13 protein-coding genes and 1 pseudogene are annotated in these 16,835 nt (G+C 63.0%); 7 read left to right on the plus strand and 7 right to left on the minus strand.

What is annotated here, in order from left to right; translation table 11 throughout:
• Nucleotides 1–13: 13 nt before the first annotated feature.
• The 4 genes from AAHM38_RS10915 to AAHM38_RS10930 all read right to left on the minus strand — a co-directional run bounded on the left by AAHM38_RS10915 (nucleotide 14) and on the right by AAHM38_RS10930 (nucleotide 5,043).
• Nucleotides 14–1,570 carry a DHA2 family efflux MFS transporter permease subunit gene (locus AAHM38_RS10915; protein ID WP_116575829.1) on the minus strand — a complete coding sequence of 519 codons (1,557 nt, stop codon included), beginning with the start codon at nucleotides 1,568–1,570 and terminating at the stop codon, nucleotides 14–16.
• Between the two features lie 3 nt (nucleotides 1,571–1,573).
• The gene (locus tag AAHM38_RS10920) at nucleotides 1,574–2,857 is read right to left on the minus strand and encodes an HlyD family secretion protein (protein WP_116575828.1); all 1,284 of its coding nucleotides are present in this window, start codon (nucleotides 2,855–2,857) and stop codon (nucleotides 1,574–1,576) included.
• A gap of 56 nt (nucleotides 2,858–2,913) precedes the next feature.
• On the minus strand, nucleotides 2,914–4,443 hold the full coding sequence (locus tag AAHM38_RS10925; protein ID WP_116575827.1) for an AdeC/AdeK/OprM family multidrug efflux complex outer membrane factor: 1,530 nt from the start codon (nucleotides 4,441–4,443) through the stop codon (nucleotides 2,914–2,916).
• Between the two features lie 81 nt (nucleotides 4,444–4,524).
• Entirely contained in the window at nucleotides 4,525–5,043 is a 519-nt protein-coding gene (locus AAHM38_RS10930; RefSeq protein ID WP_009277542.1) for a MarR family winged helix-turn-helix transcriptional regulator, read from the minus strand.
• Nucleotides 5,044–5,293: 250 nt separating this feature from the next.
• Here AAHM38_RS10930 and typA point away from each other — a divergent pair, with 250 nt between their 5' ends.
• On the plus strand, nucleotides 5,294–7,114 hold the full coding sequence (gene typA / locus AAHM38_RS10935; protein WP_009238349.1) for a translational GTPase TypA: 1,821 nt from the start codon (nucleotides 5,294–5,296) through the stop codon (nucleotides 7,112–7,114).
• A gap of 326 nt (nucleotides 7,115–7,440) precedes the next feature.
• Here the strand turns inward: typA and AAHM38_RS10940 are convergent, their stop codons facing one another.
• Complete coding sequence (locus AAHM38_RS10940; protein WP_116575826.1) at nucleotides 7,441–9,030, minus strand: rhodanese-like domain-containing protein; 1,590 nt, start codon at nucleotides 9,028–9,030, stop codon at nucleotides 7,441–7,443.
• 255 nt (nucleotides 9,031–9,285) lie between these two features.
• Between AAHM38_RS10940 and AAHM38_RS10945 the strand changes: the two genes are divergently transcribed.
• Nucleotides 9,286–10,155, plus strand: a complete 870-nt coding sequence (locus AAHM38_RS10945; protein ID WP_116575825.1) for a LysR substrate-binding domain-containing protein — start codon at nucleotides 9,286–9,288, stop codon at nucleotides 10,153–10,155.
• Here AAHM38_RS10945 and AAHM38_RS10950 read toward each other — a convergent pair.
• Entirely contained in the window at nucleotides 10,148–11,053 is a 906-nt protein-coding gene (locus AAHM38_RS10950; RefSeq protein WP_116575824.1) for a sterol desaturase family protein, read from the minus strand. The genes AAHM38_RS10945 and AAHM38_RS10950 overlap by 8 nt on opposite strands.
• Before the next feature lie 146 nt (nucleotides 11,054–11,199).
• Here AAHM38_RS10950 and AAHM38_RS10955 point away from each other — a divergent pair, with 146 nt between their 5' ends.
• From AAHM38_RS10955 to AAHM38_RS10970, 4 genes and pseudogenes are all read left to right on the plus strand, one after another.
• Complete coding sequence (locus tag AAHM38_RS10955) at nucleotides 11,200–12,309, plus strand: enoyl-CoA hydratase/isomerase family protein (RefSeq protein WP_116575823.1); 1,110 nt, start codon at nucleotides 11,200–11,202, stop codon at nucleotides 12,307–12,309.
• 94 nt (nucleotides 12,310–12,403) lie between these two features.
• Nucleotides 12,404–12,817: a phage tail assembly chaperone gene (locus tag AAHM38_RS10960; protein ID WP_257019839.1), complete on the plus strand. Its 414-nt coding sequence runs from the start codon at nucleotides 12,404–12,406 to the stop codon at nucleotides 12,815–12,817.
• A 104-nt stretch (nucleotides 12,818–12,921) separates the two neighbouring features.
• On the plus strand, nucleotides 12,922–13,155 hold the full coding sequence (locus AAHM38_RS10965; RefSeq protein ID WP_009238343.1) for a hypothetical protein: 234 nt from the start codon (nucleotides 12,922–12,924) through the stop codon (nucleotides 13,153–13,155).
• 103 nt (nucleotides 13,156–13,258) lie between these two features.
• Nucleotides 13,259–13,791 (plus strand): annotated as a pseudogene (locus AAHM38_RS10970) (phage tail sheath family protein); the annotation flags it as partial.
• A gap of 372 nt (nucleotides 13,792–14,163) precedes the next feature.
• Here the strand turns inward: AAHM38_RS10970 and AAHM38_RS10975 are convergent.
• Nucleotides 14,164–15,327, minus strand: coding sequence for an alpha/beta fold hydrolase (locus AAHM38_RS10975; protein ID WP_116575820.1), 1,164 nt, complete (start codon nucleotides 15,325–15,327; stop codon nucleotides 14,164–14,166).
• 114 nt (nucleotides 15,328–15,441) lie between these two features.
• Between AAHM38_RS10975 and AAHM38_RS10980 the strand changes: the two genes are divergently transcribed.
• A complete protein-coding gene (locus AAHM38_RS10980; RefSeq protein ID WP_116575819.1) occupies nucleotides 15,442–16,359 on the plus strand; it encodes a LysR family transcriptional regulator in 918 nt (305 codons plus the stop codon).
• Nucleotides 16,360–16,835 lie beyond the last annotated feature (476 nt).

A 16,835-nucleotide genomic window follows, 5' to 3' on the forward strand; every position in this document is an offset into this window, starting at 1 on the left:
GCGCGATCTTGGATCAGTGCGCGCCGGCTGCAGCTTCTGCGCCGGCGGCCGACTTCGCCGGCTTGGTCAGCCAGATGAAGACGATCAGCACGATAAACAGCACGGCCGAAATCCAAAAGATATCGTTGGCGCCCAGCATTGCGGCCTGCTGCGAGATCACACGTTCGATCACGCCATGGGCCTGCAGGTTGGGCATGCCCAATTGCGTGTACTGGTTGATCGACGACGCATAGGCCGGGTTGTACGGATTCACGTGTTCAACCAGTTGCGCATGGTGCAGGGCGGAGCGGTTGTCCCACACCGTGGTCGAGATCGATGCACCGATACCGCCGAACATGATCCGCACAAAGTTCGATAGCCCGGAGGCGGCCGGAATCCGCTCGGGCGACAGACCCGACAGGATGATCGACGTGAGCGGGATGAAGAACATCGCCATGGCCGCGCCCTGGATCAGCGTCGGGATCATCAGCGTCCACGTATCTACCTGTACGGTAAAGCGCGAGCGCATCCAGAACACCAGCGCGAAGGTCATAAACGCCGTGGTCGCGACCCAGCGTGCATCCATCTTCGGCAGGTTCTTGCCGATCACGGGCGAGAGAATGATGGCGAAGATGCCCACCGGTGCCATGATCAGGCCCGCATCGGTGGCGGTGTAGCCGACGATGGTCTGCAGCCATAGCGGCAGGATCACGAGGTTGCCGAAGAACAGGCCGTACGCCACGGAGATGGCGACGACACCCGCGCTGAAGTTGCGGCCCTTGAACAGCGTCAGATCGACCACGGGGTGATCTTCGGTCAGCTCCCATATGAGGAAGAACGCGAAGCCCACGATGGCGACGACCGTCAGCACCACGACTTCGGTCGAGTTGAACCAGTCGAGTTCCTTGCCGCGATCAAGCATCAACTGAAGCGAGCCGACCCACAGGATCAACAGCGCCAGGCCGATCTTGTCGATGGGCAGCGAACGTGTCGGCGATTCACGGTCCTTGTAGATGACCCACGTCGCATAGGCAGCCAGGATGCCCACCGGGATGTTGATGTAGAAGATCCAGGGCCAGCTCATGTTGTCGGAGATCCAGCCGCCGAAGATCGGGCCCATGATTGGCGCGACCAGCGTCGTCATACCCCACAGCGCCAACGCCATTGAGCTTTTGGCGGGCGGATAGGTCGACAGCAGCAACGATTGCGACAGCGGAATCATTGGGCCCGCCACAGCGCCCTGGATGATCCGGGCGGCGATCAGCATGCCCATATTGGGCGCCAGCCCGCACGCCCAAGACGACAACACGAACAGCAGGATCGACGTAACGAACAGGCGCACCTGCCCAAAACGCTGCGTCAGCCACCCCGTAAGCGGCACCGAGATGGCATTGGCCACCGCAAACGAGGTGATGACCCACGTGCCCTGGTTCGGGGCCACGCCGAGGTCTCCCGAAATTGCCGGGATCGACACGTTGGCGATGGACGAATCCAGCACGTTCATGAAGGTAGCCAGCGACAGCGCAACTGTGCCAATCGCCAGTTTGGCGCCGGTCAGTGGCGGTAGCGGCTTGGGCGCGGCGGTAGCCATGCGTCAGACCTTGGGTGCGGGTTGCGAAGTGCGCGGAGCCGATACGGCCGGCACGGTGGAAGCGGCCGGCGCCGTTGCACCGCCGCGACCTGCGTTGGCGCTGATGATGCTCGCGATGACCTGATCGGCGTCCTTGCCAGCCTGATCGTAGACGGTGGTTTGCAACGGCGATGCAACCGGTGCGGTCGCCAGGCTCTGGCCGCCTTCGTCATGGATGTCGACCTTGGCTTCCATCGACAGACCCACGCGCAGCGGATGGTCCTTCAACTCCTTCGGATCGAGCGACACGCGCACCGGCAGGCGTTGCACCACCTTGATCCAGTTGCCGGTGGCGTTCTGTGCCGGCAGCAGCGAAAACGCCGAGCCCGTACCCGCCGAGAAACCGACCACCTTGCCGTGGTACGTCACGCTGCTGCCATACACGTCGGCCACCAGTTCAACCGGCTGGCCCACGCGCATATGGCGCACCTGGACTTCCTTGAAGTTGGCGTCCACCCAGAGCTGATCCAGCGGCACGATGGCCATCAGCGGCGTGCCAGGCGCGACGCGCTGGCCGACCTGCACTGAACGCTTGGCTACATAGCCCGTGACAGAGGCGGGCAGGCTCGTACGCGCATAGGCGAGATAAGCCTCGCGGACCTTCGCCGCGGCTTGCAACACGTTCGGGTGACGCTCCAGCGTGGTCTGCTCGGTCAGCACGCGGTTGCCCTGCAGTTGTTCCTTGGCGGCTTCCAGGGCGGACTGCGCAGCCTGCACAGCGGTTTGTGCGTGCGAGATTTCTTCCTGCGAGACGGCGCCCGTACCGGCGATCTGCTTGCGGCGCGCCAGATCATCCTTGGCCTTGGCGAGATCGCTCTCGCGCATGGCGAGCGTGGCGGTGTAGGCGCTGGTGTTCGAATAGAGCGTGCGTACCTGGCGCACCGTCTGCGCTAGCGCGGCTTCGGCCTGCTCTAGTGCGACGCGCGCATCGGCACGGTCCAGTTCGATCACGGGCTGGCCGGAGGTCACAAGCTGCGTGTCATCGGCGCGAATGGCGATCACGGTGCCCGCCACCTGCGGCGTCACCTGGACCACGTTGCCTTGCACGTATGCATCGTCGGTGGACTCGAACCAGCGGCCGTACAGGCCCCAGTAGAGGCCGTAGCCGACGCCGGCAACCACCAGTGCGGCGGCCAGCGTGGTCAGCATGCGCTTGCGCTTGCCGTTGCCGTTGCCGGTAGGCGTTGCCGCGGGGGCTGCGGGCGCGGGAGCAGCGGACGGTGCGGCTTGGGGCTTGTTGTCACTCATGATGTTGGCTCGAAAGAATACGTTGGAACGGTCGGTTCAGTTCAATTCAGTACAGGTCAGCCATGCGAGGCGGCGGCCTCAGGCTTGGCGCCCGGCAGGTCTTCTGCCGTATAGCCGCCGCCGAGGGCCTTGATGAGGGCCATCTGTGCGTCGAGTCGGCGTGCCTGCAGGTCGGTCGCGAGCTTGCGTTGCTGCAGCACGGTCGTCTCGGCATTCAGCACCACCAGCTGGGTGCCGAGGCCTGCGCTGTAGCGCGTACGGGCCAGGCTGTAGGCGCGCTCGGCCTCGCTCAGGGCGGTACGCTGGATCGCGATCTGAGCATCGATGCTGTGCAGCGCGGTGATCTGGTCAGCGGTGTCGTGCAGGGCTTCGGTCAGCGTCTGGTTGTAGCTGGCGACGGCGGCGTCATAGTTGGCGTACTTGCCCCGCAGGTTGGCGCGCAGCTTGCCGCCCTCGAAGATCGGCAGCTTGAGCGCCGGACCGATGCCGAGCTGACGCGATGCGCCGAGCAGCAGGTTTTCCGGCGCGATCGAAGCCAGCCCCAGGAATGCAGTCAGGCTGATATCCGGCAGGAACTGTGCCTTGGCCACGTCGATGTCCTTCGACGCTGCTTCCACTCGCCAGCGTGCAGCCACGAGATCCGGGCGGCGGCCGATCAGATCGATGGTCAGATTGTTCGGCAGCTTGGGCGTGGCTTGTGCGAGTAGCGTCGGGCGCGCAATCGTCAAGCCGCGGTCCGGGCCCTTGCCCAGCAGCGCAGCCAGCTGGTTGCGTGCGAGCGTGATCTGCTCGTCAACCTGCTCCAGTTCCGTCTGCGCGGCAGCCACGTTGGCGCGCGCCTGCGTGGTCTCGACTTGCGTATCTAGGCCGGCACGCAAGCGTTGGCCGGCAAGGTTGGTCAAATCCTTGCGCTGCGCGATGGACCGTTCGGCCACGTCGCGCTGCGCGTAGAGTGCAGCCAGCTTGGCGTAGGTGCGTGCCACCGTGGTCGACAGCATCAGTCGCGAAGCCTGGCTTTCCGCTTCCATGGCCTTGTCGTCGGACAAGGCGGCTTCCAGCGCGGAGCGATTCTTGCCCCAAAAATCGAGGTCATAGCTCACGCCAAGTTGGATCTTCGATTCCGTGAACCAGCGGCCGGCCAGTGGCGTACCTTCAAACATGTCGTATTCCGACAGGCGCTGGCGTGTCATGTCGGCATCGAGCCCGACGCTCGGATACAGATTCCCGCGCACCACATCGGCCATCGCACGGGAAGCGCGCACGCGAGCAAATGCAACCTGCAGGTTCGGGTTGTCCTTGATCGCCTCGTCTACCAGCGCACGCAGTTGCGGATCGTTGAACTGGTCGACCCAGTCCAGTGACGGCCATTGGCCGCCTTGCGAGGGCAACGATTGCGTGCTCGCCAGTTGCCCGGGCGTTGTCAGTGTCTGCGTGCTGTGCGAATTGCCGAGGTTGGCGCAACCGGCCAGCACGGCCAGCGTCACGGCGGAAAGCGCCACGCCCAGGCGCGCCGGCCATTGCGCGCGCATGCTGCCTGCGCGGCTTAGGGGCGAAAGTGCCTGAGGGGCGGAGTGCAAGGCGTTCATGTTGTTCGATGTATCAAGCGGTCGGGGAGAGCAAGAAGCGTTTGGTGCTGCGTGTCCATTTCGGACAAGGTGGCGTCAGTGTCAGTGATCGGCGGGGCGCATGCGGTGGCCCTCCGTGGCGGCACCGTTATCGAGAATGCGCTTGAGAAGTCCGCGCAGCGTATCGACGTCGCCCGGCGTGAAGCCGGCAAAGAAACGGTTCAGCACGTGCGTATAGATGGCCGGCATGCGGTCGGCCAAGTCCCGGCCGGCTTCGGTCACCTCCAGATGCACGACGCGGCGGTCGGATTCGCTGCGCACGCGCTCGATCAAGCCGCGCTTTTCCATGCGGCTGAGCATGCGTGTAAGCGAACCGATGTCGGTGTTCAGTTCGCGGCCGAGGTCGGTCGCGGTCTGGCATCGGCCGTTAGCGAGCAGCACCAGGCAACTGGCCTGGGAATGGGTCACGTCCATCGCGGCAACTTCCTGCTCGATGGCCATGGACAGCGCTGTCTTAGCGCGCCCCACGAGGTAGCCCACGCTTTCGCACATGCGGTAGTCCTCCACCCGGAAGAGCGTTCCGGCAGCAACTTCGGTGGCGGGTCTTGTCTGTTTGGACATCTTATGTATGCACAATCATTGTCCGGACAAATATACGAATTGACGCAGCAAACGGCAAGGTACTGAATGTGTGATTCCATTTTTAGAAATAATGAGTGATCTCATATTCACCCAATCCACGTTCCTTCACCGATTCGTCAACGAGTGTCATGTCTTGCGCATCGCAGCATGCTAGAATGTCAGGTTATTCCGCGAGCTGAATTTGGGTGCTGTCCCGGGCTCGTGTCACGTCTTTTCGAGTTCACATTCCATGCGCGCGCTTCGCAACATCGCCATCATTGCCCACGTTGACCACGGCAAAACCACACTGGTCGACCAGCTCCTTCGCCAAGCCGGCACGTTCCGCGAGAACGAGCAGATCGCCGAGCGCGTGATGGATTCGAACGACATCGAAAAAGAGCGCGGTATCACGATCCTGGCCAAGAACTGCGCGGTCGAATACAACGGCACGCACATCAACATCGTCGACACGCCGGGGCACGCGGACTTCGGTGGTGAAGTGGAGCGTGTGCTCTCGATGGTCGATGGTGTGCTGTTGCTGGTGGATGCCGTGGAAGGCCCGATGCCGCAAACGCGTTTTGTGACGCGCAAGGCGCTGGCCCTGGGCCTGAAACCGATCGTCGTGATCAACAAGGTGGACCGCCCGGGCGCGCGTCCGGAGTGGGTGATCAACCAGACCTTCGACCTGTTCGACAAGCTGGGCGCCAATGATGACCAACTCGATTTCCCGGTGGTGTATGCATCGGGCCTGAACGGCTACGCCGGCCTGACCGACGACGTGCGCGAAGGCGACATGAAGCCGCTGTTCGAGACCATTCTCGACAAGGTGCCGCAGCGTAACGACGACCCGAACGGTCCGTTCCAACTGCAGATCATCTCGCTGGACTACTCGAGCTACGTCGGCAAGATCGGCGTGGGCCGCATTACGCGTGGCCGCGTGCGTCCGCTGCAGGACGTGGTGGTCAAGTTCGGCCCGGAAGGCAACCCGATCAAGGGTCGTATCAATCAGGTGCTGAAGTTCCGCGGTCTGGAGCGCGAACTGGTGCAGGAAGCCGAAGCCGGCGACATCGTGCTGATCAACGGTATTGAAGAACTGGGCATCGGCTGCACCGTGTGTGCGCCGGACGCCCAGGAAGCCCTGCCGATGCTGAAGGTGGACGAGCCGACGCTGACGATGAACTTCTGCGTCAACACCTCGCCGCTGGCAGGCCGTGAAGGCAAGTTCGTGACGAGCCGCCAGCTGCGCGACCGTCTGGACCGTGAGCTGAAGTCGAACGTGGCACTGCGCGTGAAGGACACCGGCGACGACACGGTTTTCGAAGTGTCGGGCCGTGGCGAACTGCACCTGACGATTCTGGTGGAAAACATGCGCCGTGAAGGCTACGAGCTGGCCGTGTCGCGCCCGCGCGTGGTGTTCAAGGAAATCGACGGTGTGAAGTGCGAGCCGTTCGAGCGCCTGACCGTGGACGTGGAAGACGGCCACCAGGGCGGCGTGATGGAAGAGCTGGGCCGCCGCAAGGGCGAACTGCTCGACATGGCGTCGGATGGCAAGGGCCGCACGCGTCTGGAATACCGCATTCCGGCCCGTGGCCTGATCGGCTTCCAGGGCGAATTCCTGACGCTTACGCGCGGCACGGGCCTGATCAGCCACATCTTCGACGACTACTCCCCGGTCAAGGAAGGTGATCTGGGCGAGCGTCACAACGGCGTGTTGATCTCGCAGGACGACGGCGCTGCCGTGGCCTACGCGCTGTGGAAGCTGCAGGATCGCGGCCGCATGTTCGTGTCGCCTGGCGACGCGCTGTACGAAGGCATGATCATCGGCATCCACAGCCGCGACAATGACCTGGTCGTGAACCCCATCAAGGGCAAGCAGCTGACCAACGTGCGCGCGTCGGGTACCGACGAAGCCGTGCGCCTGGTGCCGCCGATCCAGATGTCGCTGGAGTACGCGGTGGAATTCATCGCCGACGACGAGCTGGTGGAAGTCACGCCGAAGAGCATCCGCCTGCGCAAGCGCCACCTGAAGGAGCACGAGCGCAAGCGCGCATCGCGTGAAGAAGCGGTCTGATCGACAATCGATCTGCCAGAAAAACGCCCCGAGATTCCGGGGCGTTTTTTTTTGCTCGGCGATAACGCTGGCGTTATGGCCGAATGCGCGCGAAGGCTTGTGCCGGATCTTCGATCAGGTCCTGCGCATATTCCAATCCGATGTGCAGGCGCACGATCGGGCGGGGCCAGCTGCAGACTGATCCGCGCTAGTAGGCGTGCCCGCCACATTGCTGACCGTTGCCAGGCTTTCATACCCGCCTTACGAGGCGCCAATGCCGAACGGCGTCAGCGCATCGACGAAGCGTTCGGCGGCGACATGGTGCGTGGGTCTCAAAGAGGGGCGCGTCACGGCTGCGCGGCAGCGGCGCCCACGCGAAAAGCGCCAAGTTCCTGCGCGTCGAGCTGGGCGAGCAGGCCGGTTTCCCAAGCCAAATATTGCCTGGCCGCTGCTTTGTTGCCGTCGTGCCGATCATGCACGAAGAAGAGATAGTCGATGCAATCGGCGTCAGGCGGTGCGCTGTCGGAACCTTCGGTGGCGTAGCCGGCGGCAGTCCACGCGGTGATGCCACCGGCCAGCAACTTGAGACGCGATGCGGCTTGCGGCGCGTGTGCTGCCCAATCTGCCGCGGCGAGCTGAGCGATGCGCGGGTCGTCGGCGATCAGGACGGCATCGCGGTCGGCGGCCAGGGCCGGCAAGCGTGGACGAATGGCCCATGTCGCGCCAGGCACATGGGCGCGGCGGAAGCTCATGCTGGGGCGCAGGTCGATCACATGTGCGGTGCCGGCCGCGAGCGCAGTGGCGAGTGCTTGCGCGCTGACCTCGGGCAACGGTTGCGGCAATGCTGTTGTGGTTGCCGGCAGGCTCGCATGGCTGGCTAGGCCGTCGCGCAGCACATAGGCATCGTGACCGAGTTGCCGCAGCCAGCTGGCAACGATGGGCGCGCGGACGCCGTCGGCATCGAACAGCACGAGGCGCGCGTTGCGCACGCCGACGTACTGATCAGTTGCCTGGATCAATTGGCCGCCCGGCGCATGCTGGGCGCCCGGCAGGCTGCCGTGGGCAAACTCATCAGGGGTGCGGACATCGCACAGGAAGAGGCTGTGTTCGTCTTGTGCAACCCAGCGTGCGAGCGTTGCTGCATCCACCTCGGGCACGGCAAAGCGCGCTGCAAGTTGCTGACTGGCCTCGCGCATGTCCTTGACGGTAGCGGGCGCAATGACATCGGGATAGCGGCGGGTGCTGCCGTGTTCTAGTGGAAGGTCTTCCAGATACCAGCCTTGCGTGCCATTCTCCAGCGCCATCACGGGGTTCGGGATGCCGAGGTTGATCAGCGTCTGCGCACCGATGATGCTGCGCGTACGGCCCGCGCAGTTGACGACGATTGGCGTGGTTGCATCGGGGACAAGCTCGCGGATGCGCAGCCCCAGTTCGCCGTTCGGGCAGCAGATCGACGACGGGATCGTCATCTTCAGATATTCGCTGACGGGGCGGCCGTCGACGACGACGACGTCGTCGCCTCGTTCGCGCATGGCCGCTAGTTCGCGTGCGGTGACGCGCGGCGTGTGGTACGCCCACTCGACGAGTTCTCCGAAAGTTTTGGATGGCACGTTAACGCCGGCAAACAGCGTAAAGCCTGCCTGCGCCCAGGCTTGAGCGCCGCCTTGCAGTACGTGCACGTTGGTGTAGCCGATGGTGCTCAGGCGATCGGCCGCGCGATCGGCAACGCCATCGTCGTCGTCATAAACGACCATGCGAACCGCGCGGCGTGGCGCAAGGCGTGGGGCGTCAATCTCAAGTCGGCTGTACGGCAGCGGGACGGCGTAGAAGAGGTGGGCTTCGCCGTACTGGCCGTGCTCGCGCACGTCGAACAGCGCGATCTCTGCGCCGTCGTGCAGCCACGCTTTCAGGGTCTGGGCGGTAACGAACGATGTCATCTCGATGCGAAACGAATCAAAAGGGGTTAGCGACGCCCCTCCGCGCAAGCAGCGCGAATTGCAGGCAACGCGATGCGGGTTGCGCCTGAAACCGATTCAGTGTCGGACTGTGATTTTCCTGCGGCTCGGTGGCGGCCCGAACGTAGTGTTTGTTCAGCGTTATTTGTGTATCGGGCAGGTTATCGGCCAGAATTGGGCCGCACAATTTAATTTTTAGCGGAAATCGATTAGAAACTCTGAAGTATCGGGATCAGGATGCGAAATCTGGACATCGATCTGCTGCGCACCTTCGTGGCGATCGCACAGTACGAAACATTTGCCGCGGCAGCGGCGCGGGTGGTACGCACGCAGTCGGCGGTTACGCAGCAGATGCAGCGGCTGGAGGAGGAAATGGGCTGCGCGCTGTTCGAAAAACGCGGCCGCCACAAGACGATGACGCCCGACGGCGTGCGGCTCGTCGCCTATGCGCACAAGATCCTGGCGCTGAACGACCAGGCTGTGCAGGTCATCCAGACCGGCGGCCCAATCGAGAAAATCCGCATCGGTTCACCGCACGATGTGGCCGATTCGATCCTGCCCAATCTGCTGCGGCGGTTGTCCAAGCTGTCGCCGGAATTGCAGATGGAAATCAACGTTGGCCGCAGCCCGTTCCTGATGGACGCGTTGCGCGACAAGACGCTCGATCTGGCGATCTCGACACGCTATGACGATGCCTTTCCCGGCATCAAGCTGCGCACGTCGCCGATGGTGTGGATCTGCGCGGAAGACTTCATCTTCAATCCCGCCGCGCCAGTGCCACTGGTCCTGGCCGACGAGTTGAGTCTGTTCCGCAAGTTGTCGATCGAATGCCTGGACGCGCACCACATTCCGTGGCGCACGAGTTACCTGTCGCCCACGCTGACGGGCATCAAGGCTGCGATCAGCGCGGGGCTCGGCGTGACGGCGCGCACAACCGAATTGCTCGATGCCAATATGCGTGTGCTGACAGAAGCCGATGGCCTGCCGCGCCTGCCGGAAGTGGCGTTCTACCTGTACGTGCAGCCGACGTGCACCAGCGCCGTGCTGCGCGATCTGTTCGACTCCACCGATCGCATCGCCACCCGGTTCGGGCCGCCCTTCATGTGAGCGGCATCGCCTCGGCCGTGACCGCCGCGCGCGGGCTGCGCCACTCGGGCGGTTTCCACAGGTAGCGAATGTCCCGATCGCGGAACACATCAGCCCACATTTCGCGCCATTCGTGGAAGGTGAGGGTGATCGGGTTGTGCGTGTGAACCTGCCGCGTGATGCCGAAAACGGGGGCGTCCTCCTCCGGGACGAAGCTGCCGAACATGCGATCCCAGATGGTCAGCACGCCGGCATAGTTGTGGTCGATGTACTGCGGGTTCTTGGCGTGGTGCACGCGATGCACCGACGGCGTATTCACGTATTGCCCCAGCCAGCGCCAGAAGCCGGCGTAGCGCGAATCCAGCGCCCCCAGCCGTGTATGGACGAAAAACTGGAACGCGAGATTCAAGCCCACGGCGAGGATCACCCAGTCCGGCGTAAAGCCGATCCATGCAAGCGGAATCCAGAACAGCCACATGCCGGAAATCGGATAGGTCAGGCTCTGGCGGAACGCCGTCGAAAAGTTCATGCCTTCCGACGAGTGGTGCGTTACGTGCGAGGCCCACATCCAGCGCACGCGATGGCTGGCGCGGTGGAAGAAGTAGTACAGAAAATCCTGCAGCAGCAGGAGCAGCACGAATGACCACCACGTCTCGGGCACTGTGCGCAGGCCGTGGCTGTACGTCCACGAATACACCGTCTTGATCATCAGCCATAGGAAGAACGCATCCGACGCCTGGTGCATGAGCGCGAGGCAGGCGTTTGAAACGGTGTCTTTGAAGCTGTAGACAGACGGGTCGCGCTTGCGCCAGTACCACGCTTCGGCGCCGATGGTGAGCAGGAAAACCGGCGCAAAGGCCAGCAGGATCAGGCCGGGGTCGAAACTCGACGCGCCCGGGGCGGCGTTGGCAGGGGTCATTGGATTGTTGTGATGTGTGTCGTCTCCAACCGGCAGGTATACGCCCAACACCGGAGCTGCGAAAGGGGGCAGGCTAGAGCCATTCCTCGCTTCAATATGCTGTCGTGTACAGTGCGAGCCGTTATTCCCACAACAACATCCGAGACATGCAATCCACCGTTTCCATCGCGCCCCAGGCTGAAGTCCAACCCAACGTGATCGGCGAAGTACGCGGCGGCATCGGCTGGCTGACGCTGAACCGGCCGCAGGCGCTCAACGCGCTGTCGCTGGAGATGATCCGCGCGATGTCGCATGCGCTGCTGGCGTGGCAGCACGATCCGGAAGTCCACGCTGTCATCCTGCGTGGCGAGGGCGGCAAAGCCCTGTGCGCAGGCGGCGACATCCGCTTCTTCCACCGCGCCGCCACGGCCGGCGACCCGCAACTCATCACCTTTTTCACCGAGGAATACCGCCTCAACCACCTCATCTTCAGCTATGCCAAGCCCTACATCGCGCTGATGGACGGCGTCGTCATGGGCGGTGGCATGGGCATCTCGCAAGGCGCATCGCTGCGCGTGGTGACCGAACGCACGAAGATGGCCATGCCCGAAACCAACATCGGCCTGTTTCCGGACGTGGGCGGCGGGTGGTTCCTGGCGCGCGTGCCGGGTCATGTGGGCGAATACCTGGGCGTGACCGGCCAGATGATTGAAGCGGCCGATGCGTTGTCGGTCGGCCTTGCCGATTGCCACGTCACAACGGAGGCGCAGGCGGCTATCGTTCAGCGCCTGCGCGACGGCACCTGGGGCAGCGCCGAGCAGATCACCGCCTGCTTTACCGAAGCCGCATCGGCGCCCGATGATGCCAAGGCCATCATCGCGCCTCACCGCGAGGCCATCGATGCCTGCTTCAGCCAGAGCAGCGTGCAAGGCATCTTGGCCGATCTGGCTGGCAGCACGGATGCCGAATGGGCCGCGCAGACCGCCGCGCACATGGTCAAGCGCTCGCCGTTGATGATGGCGGTGACGCTGGAGTTGATCCGCCGCGGCCGCCACACCACGTTGGCCGATGAGCTGCGCCGCGAGCTGGACATGATGACGCACGTGTTTGCCGAAGGCGACGGTATCGAAGGCATTCGCGCCCTCGCGGTCGACAAGGATCATGCGCCCAAGTGGAAGCACGCCAGCATCGACGCCGTGCGTGACGATGAAGTGGCCGCCTTCTTTGTTTCGCCTTGGCGCCGTGAGCAGCATCCGCTGCTGGGGCTGTCGGACTAGAACCAGGCAACTGCGCGCCTGGATTTTGAACCGTTGACTTGCTGTGACCGCTGAACGCCCCTCGCCGAACCCGCGCCGCTTGTCGCTTGCGCCCATGAGGATCAGCCTTGTGATCACACATGACGAACTGATTTTCTGCGTGCCGCAGAAGTCCCCCAATCTTGTTCACGGCGTCGATTTCCGGGTTGGCCAGAACATGTGCCGCGACACCGGCAAGCAGCTCGAAGCCGCACGGCTGCACGTGCTGGGCCAGTTCGCCCGCGAGGAGCGCGATCGTCGCCTTATGGCAGCAGACGCGTTGTTCTCCAAGGCCATGGACTCCGGTGATGCCCCCAAAGCCCAGCAGGTCGGCCAATACCGGCAGGCGCTTCACGAGGTGCCGGAGCAACCGCGCTTCCCCGCCAATTTCACTTGGCCGGGACATCCCGGATGCGCTGTCGGATCCGGCGCCTTCCAACGACCAAAACACCAAGACCCAGACCACGGACACATGACGCAAGCCCCATAGGAAACCGACGCTGCGCTCCCTACCGTAGCAAGAGTCATCGGCGCGCATGTCACGCACATGCGCGCATGACGACCCATTCAACGCTTATCAACCGTGGAGCCATCATGACAAAAGTCATCGTCAATCTGGTAGGGGATAAAGAGAATCTGAAAACGCCGGCCGTCACAATCGACAAGGCGCGGTGGGGGCACAACGGATATACGGAGTTCGGCAAGGAGCAGGAAGTGCCTGCCAAAACATACACCGCGACGATCTACAGCGATGGGAAGGTCTATCGGACCAAAGAGGTCACAGTGCCGGCAAACGGCCCTGTGACGTTAAACATCAGCGTCGACTAGCACTGAAGACAGCGCCTGGACGCCCCCAGCGCCACACCCCGCAGCAAGCGAGCCCCGCCACCGCGCGGGGCGTTTTTTTTTCTTCTTCCCGTCGAGGAGCCGCATGGCATCTTCATTCTTCCACGGCATCACCACCACGATCATCGATAGCGGTCCACGGCCAATTGCCGTGCCCTCGTCGTCCATGATCGGCCTGGTAGACACCTACACCCCCGGCGCGGATCTCGCCCAGCCCGATGTGCCGGTGCAGATCACCAACCCGCGCGAGGCCGCGCAGGCCTTCGGCCAGAACAGCGCCATCCCCCGAACCATCAACGCCATCTATGCCCGTACCTCGGCTGTCATCGTAGGGATGGGTGTGGCGAAGACGGATGACGCCAACGTGCTTACTTCCGGCATCATCGGTGGCGTCATGCCGGGCTAAGCACCGGTCTGCAGTCGATGCTCGATGCCAAATCCCGCTTCAATCTGCAGCCGCGCCTGCTGATCGCGCCCGGATTCTCCGCGCGCCAGCCGGTCGCGACGGCCATGGATGGGCTTGCCGACTAGCTGAGCGCCGTCAGCCTCATCGAGGGCCCGAACACCACCGACGCAGCCGCGCTCGCGTATGCGCGCAACTTCGGTTCCAAGCGCCTCACGACAAAGGGCATTGCCAGTGTATTCAATGGAATCCCAATTCGACTTAAATGCGAGCCCGTCAGTAAGTTGGCAGAGGGTGTAACGAACAAAACTGCTTCGAACTGTTCCGATACAAGGCCCCGCTTTTCCGGATGTTTGTAGTGATGATGGCTGCCAGTGATGCGCCCCAGCTGCCAGCCGTTATCGAGGGGCATCTGGATTAACTGCCCAGACTGCATAGGGGTCTCCGGTTGTTCTGTGCGTAATTCCACACACGGATGCGACTGGGGCAAGTGCAAATGTGTGGTTGTGTGTGTGGAGGGGCGTGGAGTGCAGAGGCGCAGCGCCCTGTTCGGCTGGGTGAGGGGGCGCCACCCCCTCCGACGCCCTTCAGTTCAACCCGGCCGGGTTGGAGATGCGCAGCCTCCACCCACCGTCGCGGCCCTTTTCTATCACTTGCGTCGCGGTCCCGCGCTCTTCGTGATCGCGGCCGTCCGGTAGCGTCACGTTCAGGGTCCAGTCGAGCAGGACGAGGGCTATGTCGCCGCTCGTCAAGACGCGGCGCACTTCGTTCCGGATACGCGGGCGTAGTGGCAGCAACTGCGCCAGGCCGGCGCGCAAACCGCCGGGGCTTTCCTGCACCACCTCGCCATTCGTCATCCGCATCGTGGCTTGATTGCTGAACAAGCCGAGCACGGCATCGAGATCGCCGGCGTTCAACGCGGCATCGAAAGCGGCCGGAACCTCATCGGGCGAGCGGCATGCGACCGACTTGTTTTCGATCGCCGCGACAAATTGCCCAATGATCCGCGCCACCTCAGCCGGGGCTTCCAGCGGCGACAAGTGTCCCGTTCCGGGCAGGACGTGCATCGCCGCATGCGGAATGCGCGGCAACAGTTCTGCCTGGAGTGTTGCGATGCGATCGACCTGGTCGAGCTCGCCAGAGATGACGATTGTCGGTGCGTCGATAGACGTTGTTGCCGCAGTAATGTCTTCGCGCATGGCCAGCTCGGGCCAAGCCGATTTGGCCTGCGGCGCGCCCCTCAGACTGTCTTCGATGACTTGCTCGCGGTAAGCGGCGTCGAGCGGTTTCGCGGTCAACACGTGATCGATCACGAATTCCACTGACTCGCGCGTTTGATAGGCGCCCGTCAATGTCGCCCGCTGGGCGTCGGAAAGCAGCATCGGCGACGGCGGCGACGGCGCGACCAGTACGAGACCTTCCAGGCCGTTCGGCCGGCGCGATGCCATCAGTTGGGCAACCTTTCCCCCCATCGAATGACCGATCAGAACATAGCGGCGTAGACCTAGGGCTTCGATAACGCCTTCGGCGTCGGCGGCGAGATCAGCAATGCCGTAGTGGTCGGCGGGCGCCTCGGAGTCGCCCCAGCCGCGGTGATCGGTTGCAACGATCCTGTACCGGTCAGCCAGTTCGTCTGCTACCGCATCCCATGTTCGCGCCGAGCCACCGTAGTAGTGCAGGAACACCAGGGCCAGCTCGCCGTTGCCCCGCTGTTTGACGTGAATGTGCGTGCCGGTCGAATCGATCACCATGTTTGTGCCCCTGTCCGTTCGTTGATACAGGCATCGTAGATTCGATTTTTTCGTTTGATAATCTGTCAATCAGACTATTCAGCCGATAATGCTGTTATCGAATCGGAGGGCAGCATGGACCGGCTTACAAGCCTCGGCGTATTCGTCGCCGCTGTGGAGGAGGGCAGTCTGGCGGCGGCGGCGCGCCGCTTTGGGCTGTCGGCGGCGATGGCCGGCAAGCACGTGAGTGCCATCGAGGCCGATCTGAATGCGCGGCTGCTCCACCGCACCACACGGCGCTTGAGCCTGACCGATACAGGCCAGACCTACTACGAACGCTGCAAGCGGATTCTCGAAGCCTTCGATGAAGCGAGGCGGGAAGCGAGCGATACCCAAGGCGCGGCCCGCGGTGTGTTGCGCATCGCGGCGCCCGTCACGTTCGGCGCGATGCACCTGGGTGAGGTCGTGGCGCGCTACATGGAGGACCACCCGAACGTCGCTGTGGAGGCGCAGCTGGGTGACCGCTATGTCGATCTCATCGATGCGGGCGTTGACGTGGCGATCCGGATCGGACGGTTAGAGGCGCCTGGGCTTGCGACGCGCAGGCTCGCCCCCTGCCGAATGGTCGTGTGTGCCTCGCCCGCCTATCTCGAGCGCCACGGAACGCCCCGCAGGCCGGAAGAATTGCTGAGCGCGCAACGACTGGTGTTCAGCGAGGCCGTGTCGGCCGGAGATTGGACACTACGCGACCACGGGAATCGCGCGCACGTCATCGACGGACCTTGCCGGATGGCGGCCAACAACACACAGATGCTGCTCGCTGCCGCTGTTGCGGGAGCCGGTATCGCGTACGGCCCGACCTTCGTGTTCGGCGGGCACATCCGGCGCGGCGAGCTTGTGGAGCTGCTGCCAGCCTATCGCCCCGCGGAGCTGACGATTCAGGCGGTCTACCCAAGTACGCGACGCATTCCGTTGAAGGTGCGTCGGTTTGTCGACTACCTCGTCGAGACGTTTGGGGATGTCCCGCCTTGGGATCGCAAGGACATGTCTTAGAGGCAGCTGTGTGAGCTTTGAAAGCGGATGTTGAGATGGGCCAGAGTCTCTCGCATGAAATGACGGCACGATGACAGAGAGGGGTTCTGTTTTAATTAACAACAGAATTCAATATTAGTAATATCACTCTATGGAGCGCTCGGGTCACGACCTGTAGGCTTGCCCGTGACGATGCAATCTCGCACTCTCTCTCCACGTCTCCCGCATCGTCTTCTAGCGCAGCTTGCCTGCGCTTTTTTCTTTGCCCGGCGTTACGCAGCGGCGGCCTCTATCACGTCTACTCGATAGTGCCGTGCAGGTAGGAACGGAAAATCTCACATGGACATGAAATTGTCACAGATGTGGATTAACCGCTTCGTTGTTGATTTGTGAGCCGCCCATGCACAAAATGCCCGCAAGGGGATAGCGTGCGGGGAACGTCATGCAAGGTTGGTCAATTCAGGAGTTCAAAGGCTGCTCCATTCATGTTCTTGCTG

Source organism: Ralstonia sp. OTU4908 (assembly GCF_038440115.1).
Classification (GTDB): domain Bacteria; phylum Pseudomonadota; class Gammaproteobacteria; order Burkholderiales; family Burkholderiaceae; genus Ralstonia; species Ralstonia pickettii.

What these genes read in the sequence shown, in the direction of transcription:
- AAHM38_RS10915 (WP_116575829.1), bottom strand. Translation starts at nt 1,570, where the DNA reads ATGGCTACCGCCGCGCCCAAGCCGCTACCGCCACTGACCGGCGCCAAA.
- AAHM38_RS10920 (WP_116575828.1), bottom strand. Translation starts at nt 2,857, where the DNA reads ATGAGTGACAACAAGCCCCAAGCCGCACCGTCCGCTGCTCCCGCGCCC.
- AAHM38_RS10925 (WP_116575827.1), bottom strand. Translation starts at nt 4,443, where the DNA reads ATGAACGCCTTGCACTCCGCCCCTCAGGCACTTTCGCCCCTAAGCCGC.
- AAHM38_RS10930 (WP_009277542.1), bottom strand. Translation starts at nt 5,043, where the DNA reads ATGTCCAAACAGACAAGACCCGCCACCGAAGTTGCTGCCGGAACGCTC.
- typA (WP_009238349.1), top strand. Translation starts at nt 5,294, where the DNA reads ATGCGCGCGCTTCGCAACATCGCCATCATTGCCCACGTTGACCACGGC.
- AAHM38_RS10940 (WP_116575826.1), bottom strand. Translation starts at nt 9,030, where the DNA reads ATGACATCGTTCGTTACCGCCCAGACCCTGAAAGCGTGGCTGCACGAC.
- AAHM38_RS10945 (WP_116575825.1), top strand. Translation starts at nt 9,286, where the DNA reads ATGCGAAATCTGGACATCGATCTGCTGCGCACCTTCGTGGCGATCGCA.
- AAHM38_RS10950 (WP_116575824.1), bottom strand. Translation starts at nt 11,053, where the DNA reads ATGACCCCTGCCAACGCCGCCCCGGGCGCGTCGAGTTTCGACCCCGGC.
- AAHM38_RS10955 (WP_116575823.1), top strand. Translation starts at nt 11,200, where the DNA reads ATGCAATCCACCGTTTCCATCGCGCCCCAGGCTGAAGTCCAACCCAAC.
- AAHM38_RS10960 (WP_257019839.1), top strand. Translation starts at nt 12,404, where the DNA reads ATGAGGATCAGCCTTGTGATCACACATGACGAACTGATTTTCTGCGTG.
- AAHM38_RS10965 (WP_009238343.1), top strand. Translation starts at nt 12,922, where the DNA reads ATGACAAAAGTCATCGTCAATCTGGTAGGGGATAAAGAGAATCTGAAA.
- AAHM38_RS10975 (WP_116575820.1), bottom strand. Translation starts at nt 15,327, where the DNA reads ATGGTGATCGATTCGACCGGCACGCACATTCACGTCAAACAGCGGGGC.
- AAHM38_RS10980 (WP_116575819.1), top strand. Translation starts at nt 15,442, where the DNA reads ATGGACCGGCTTACAAGCCTCGGCGTATTCGTCGCCGCTGTGGAGGAG.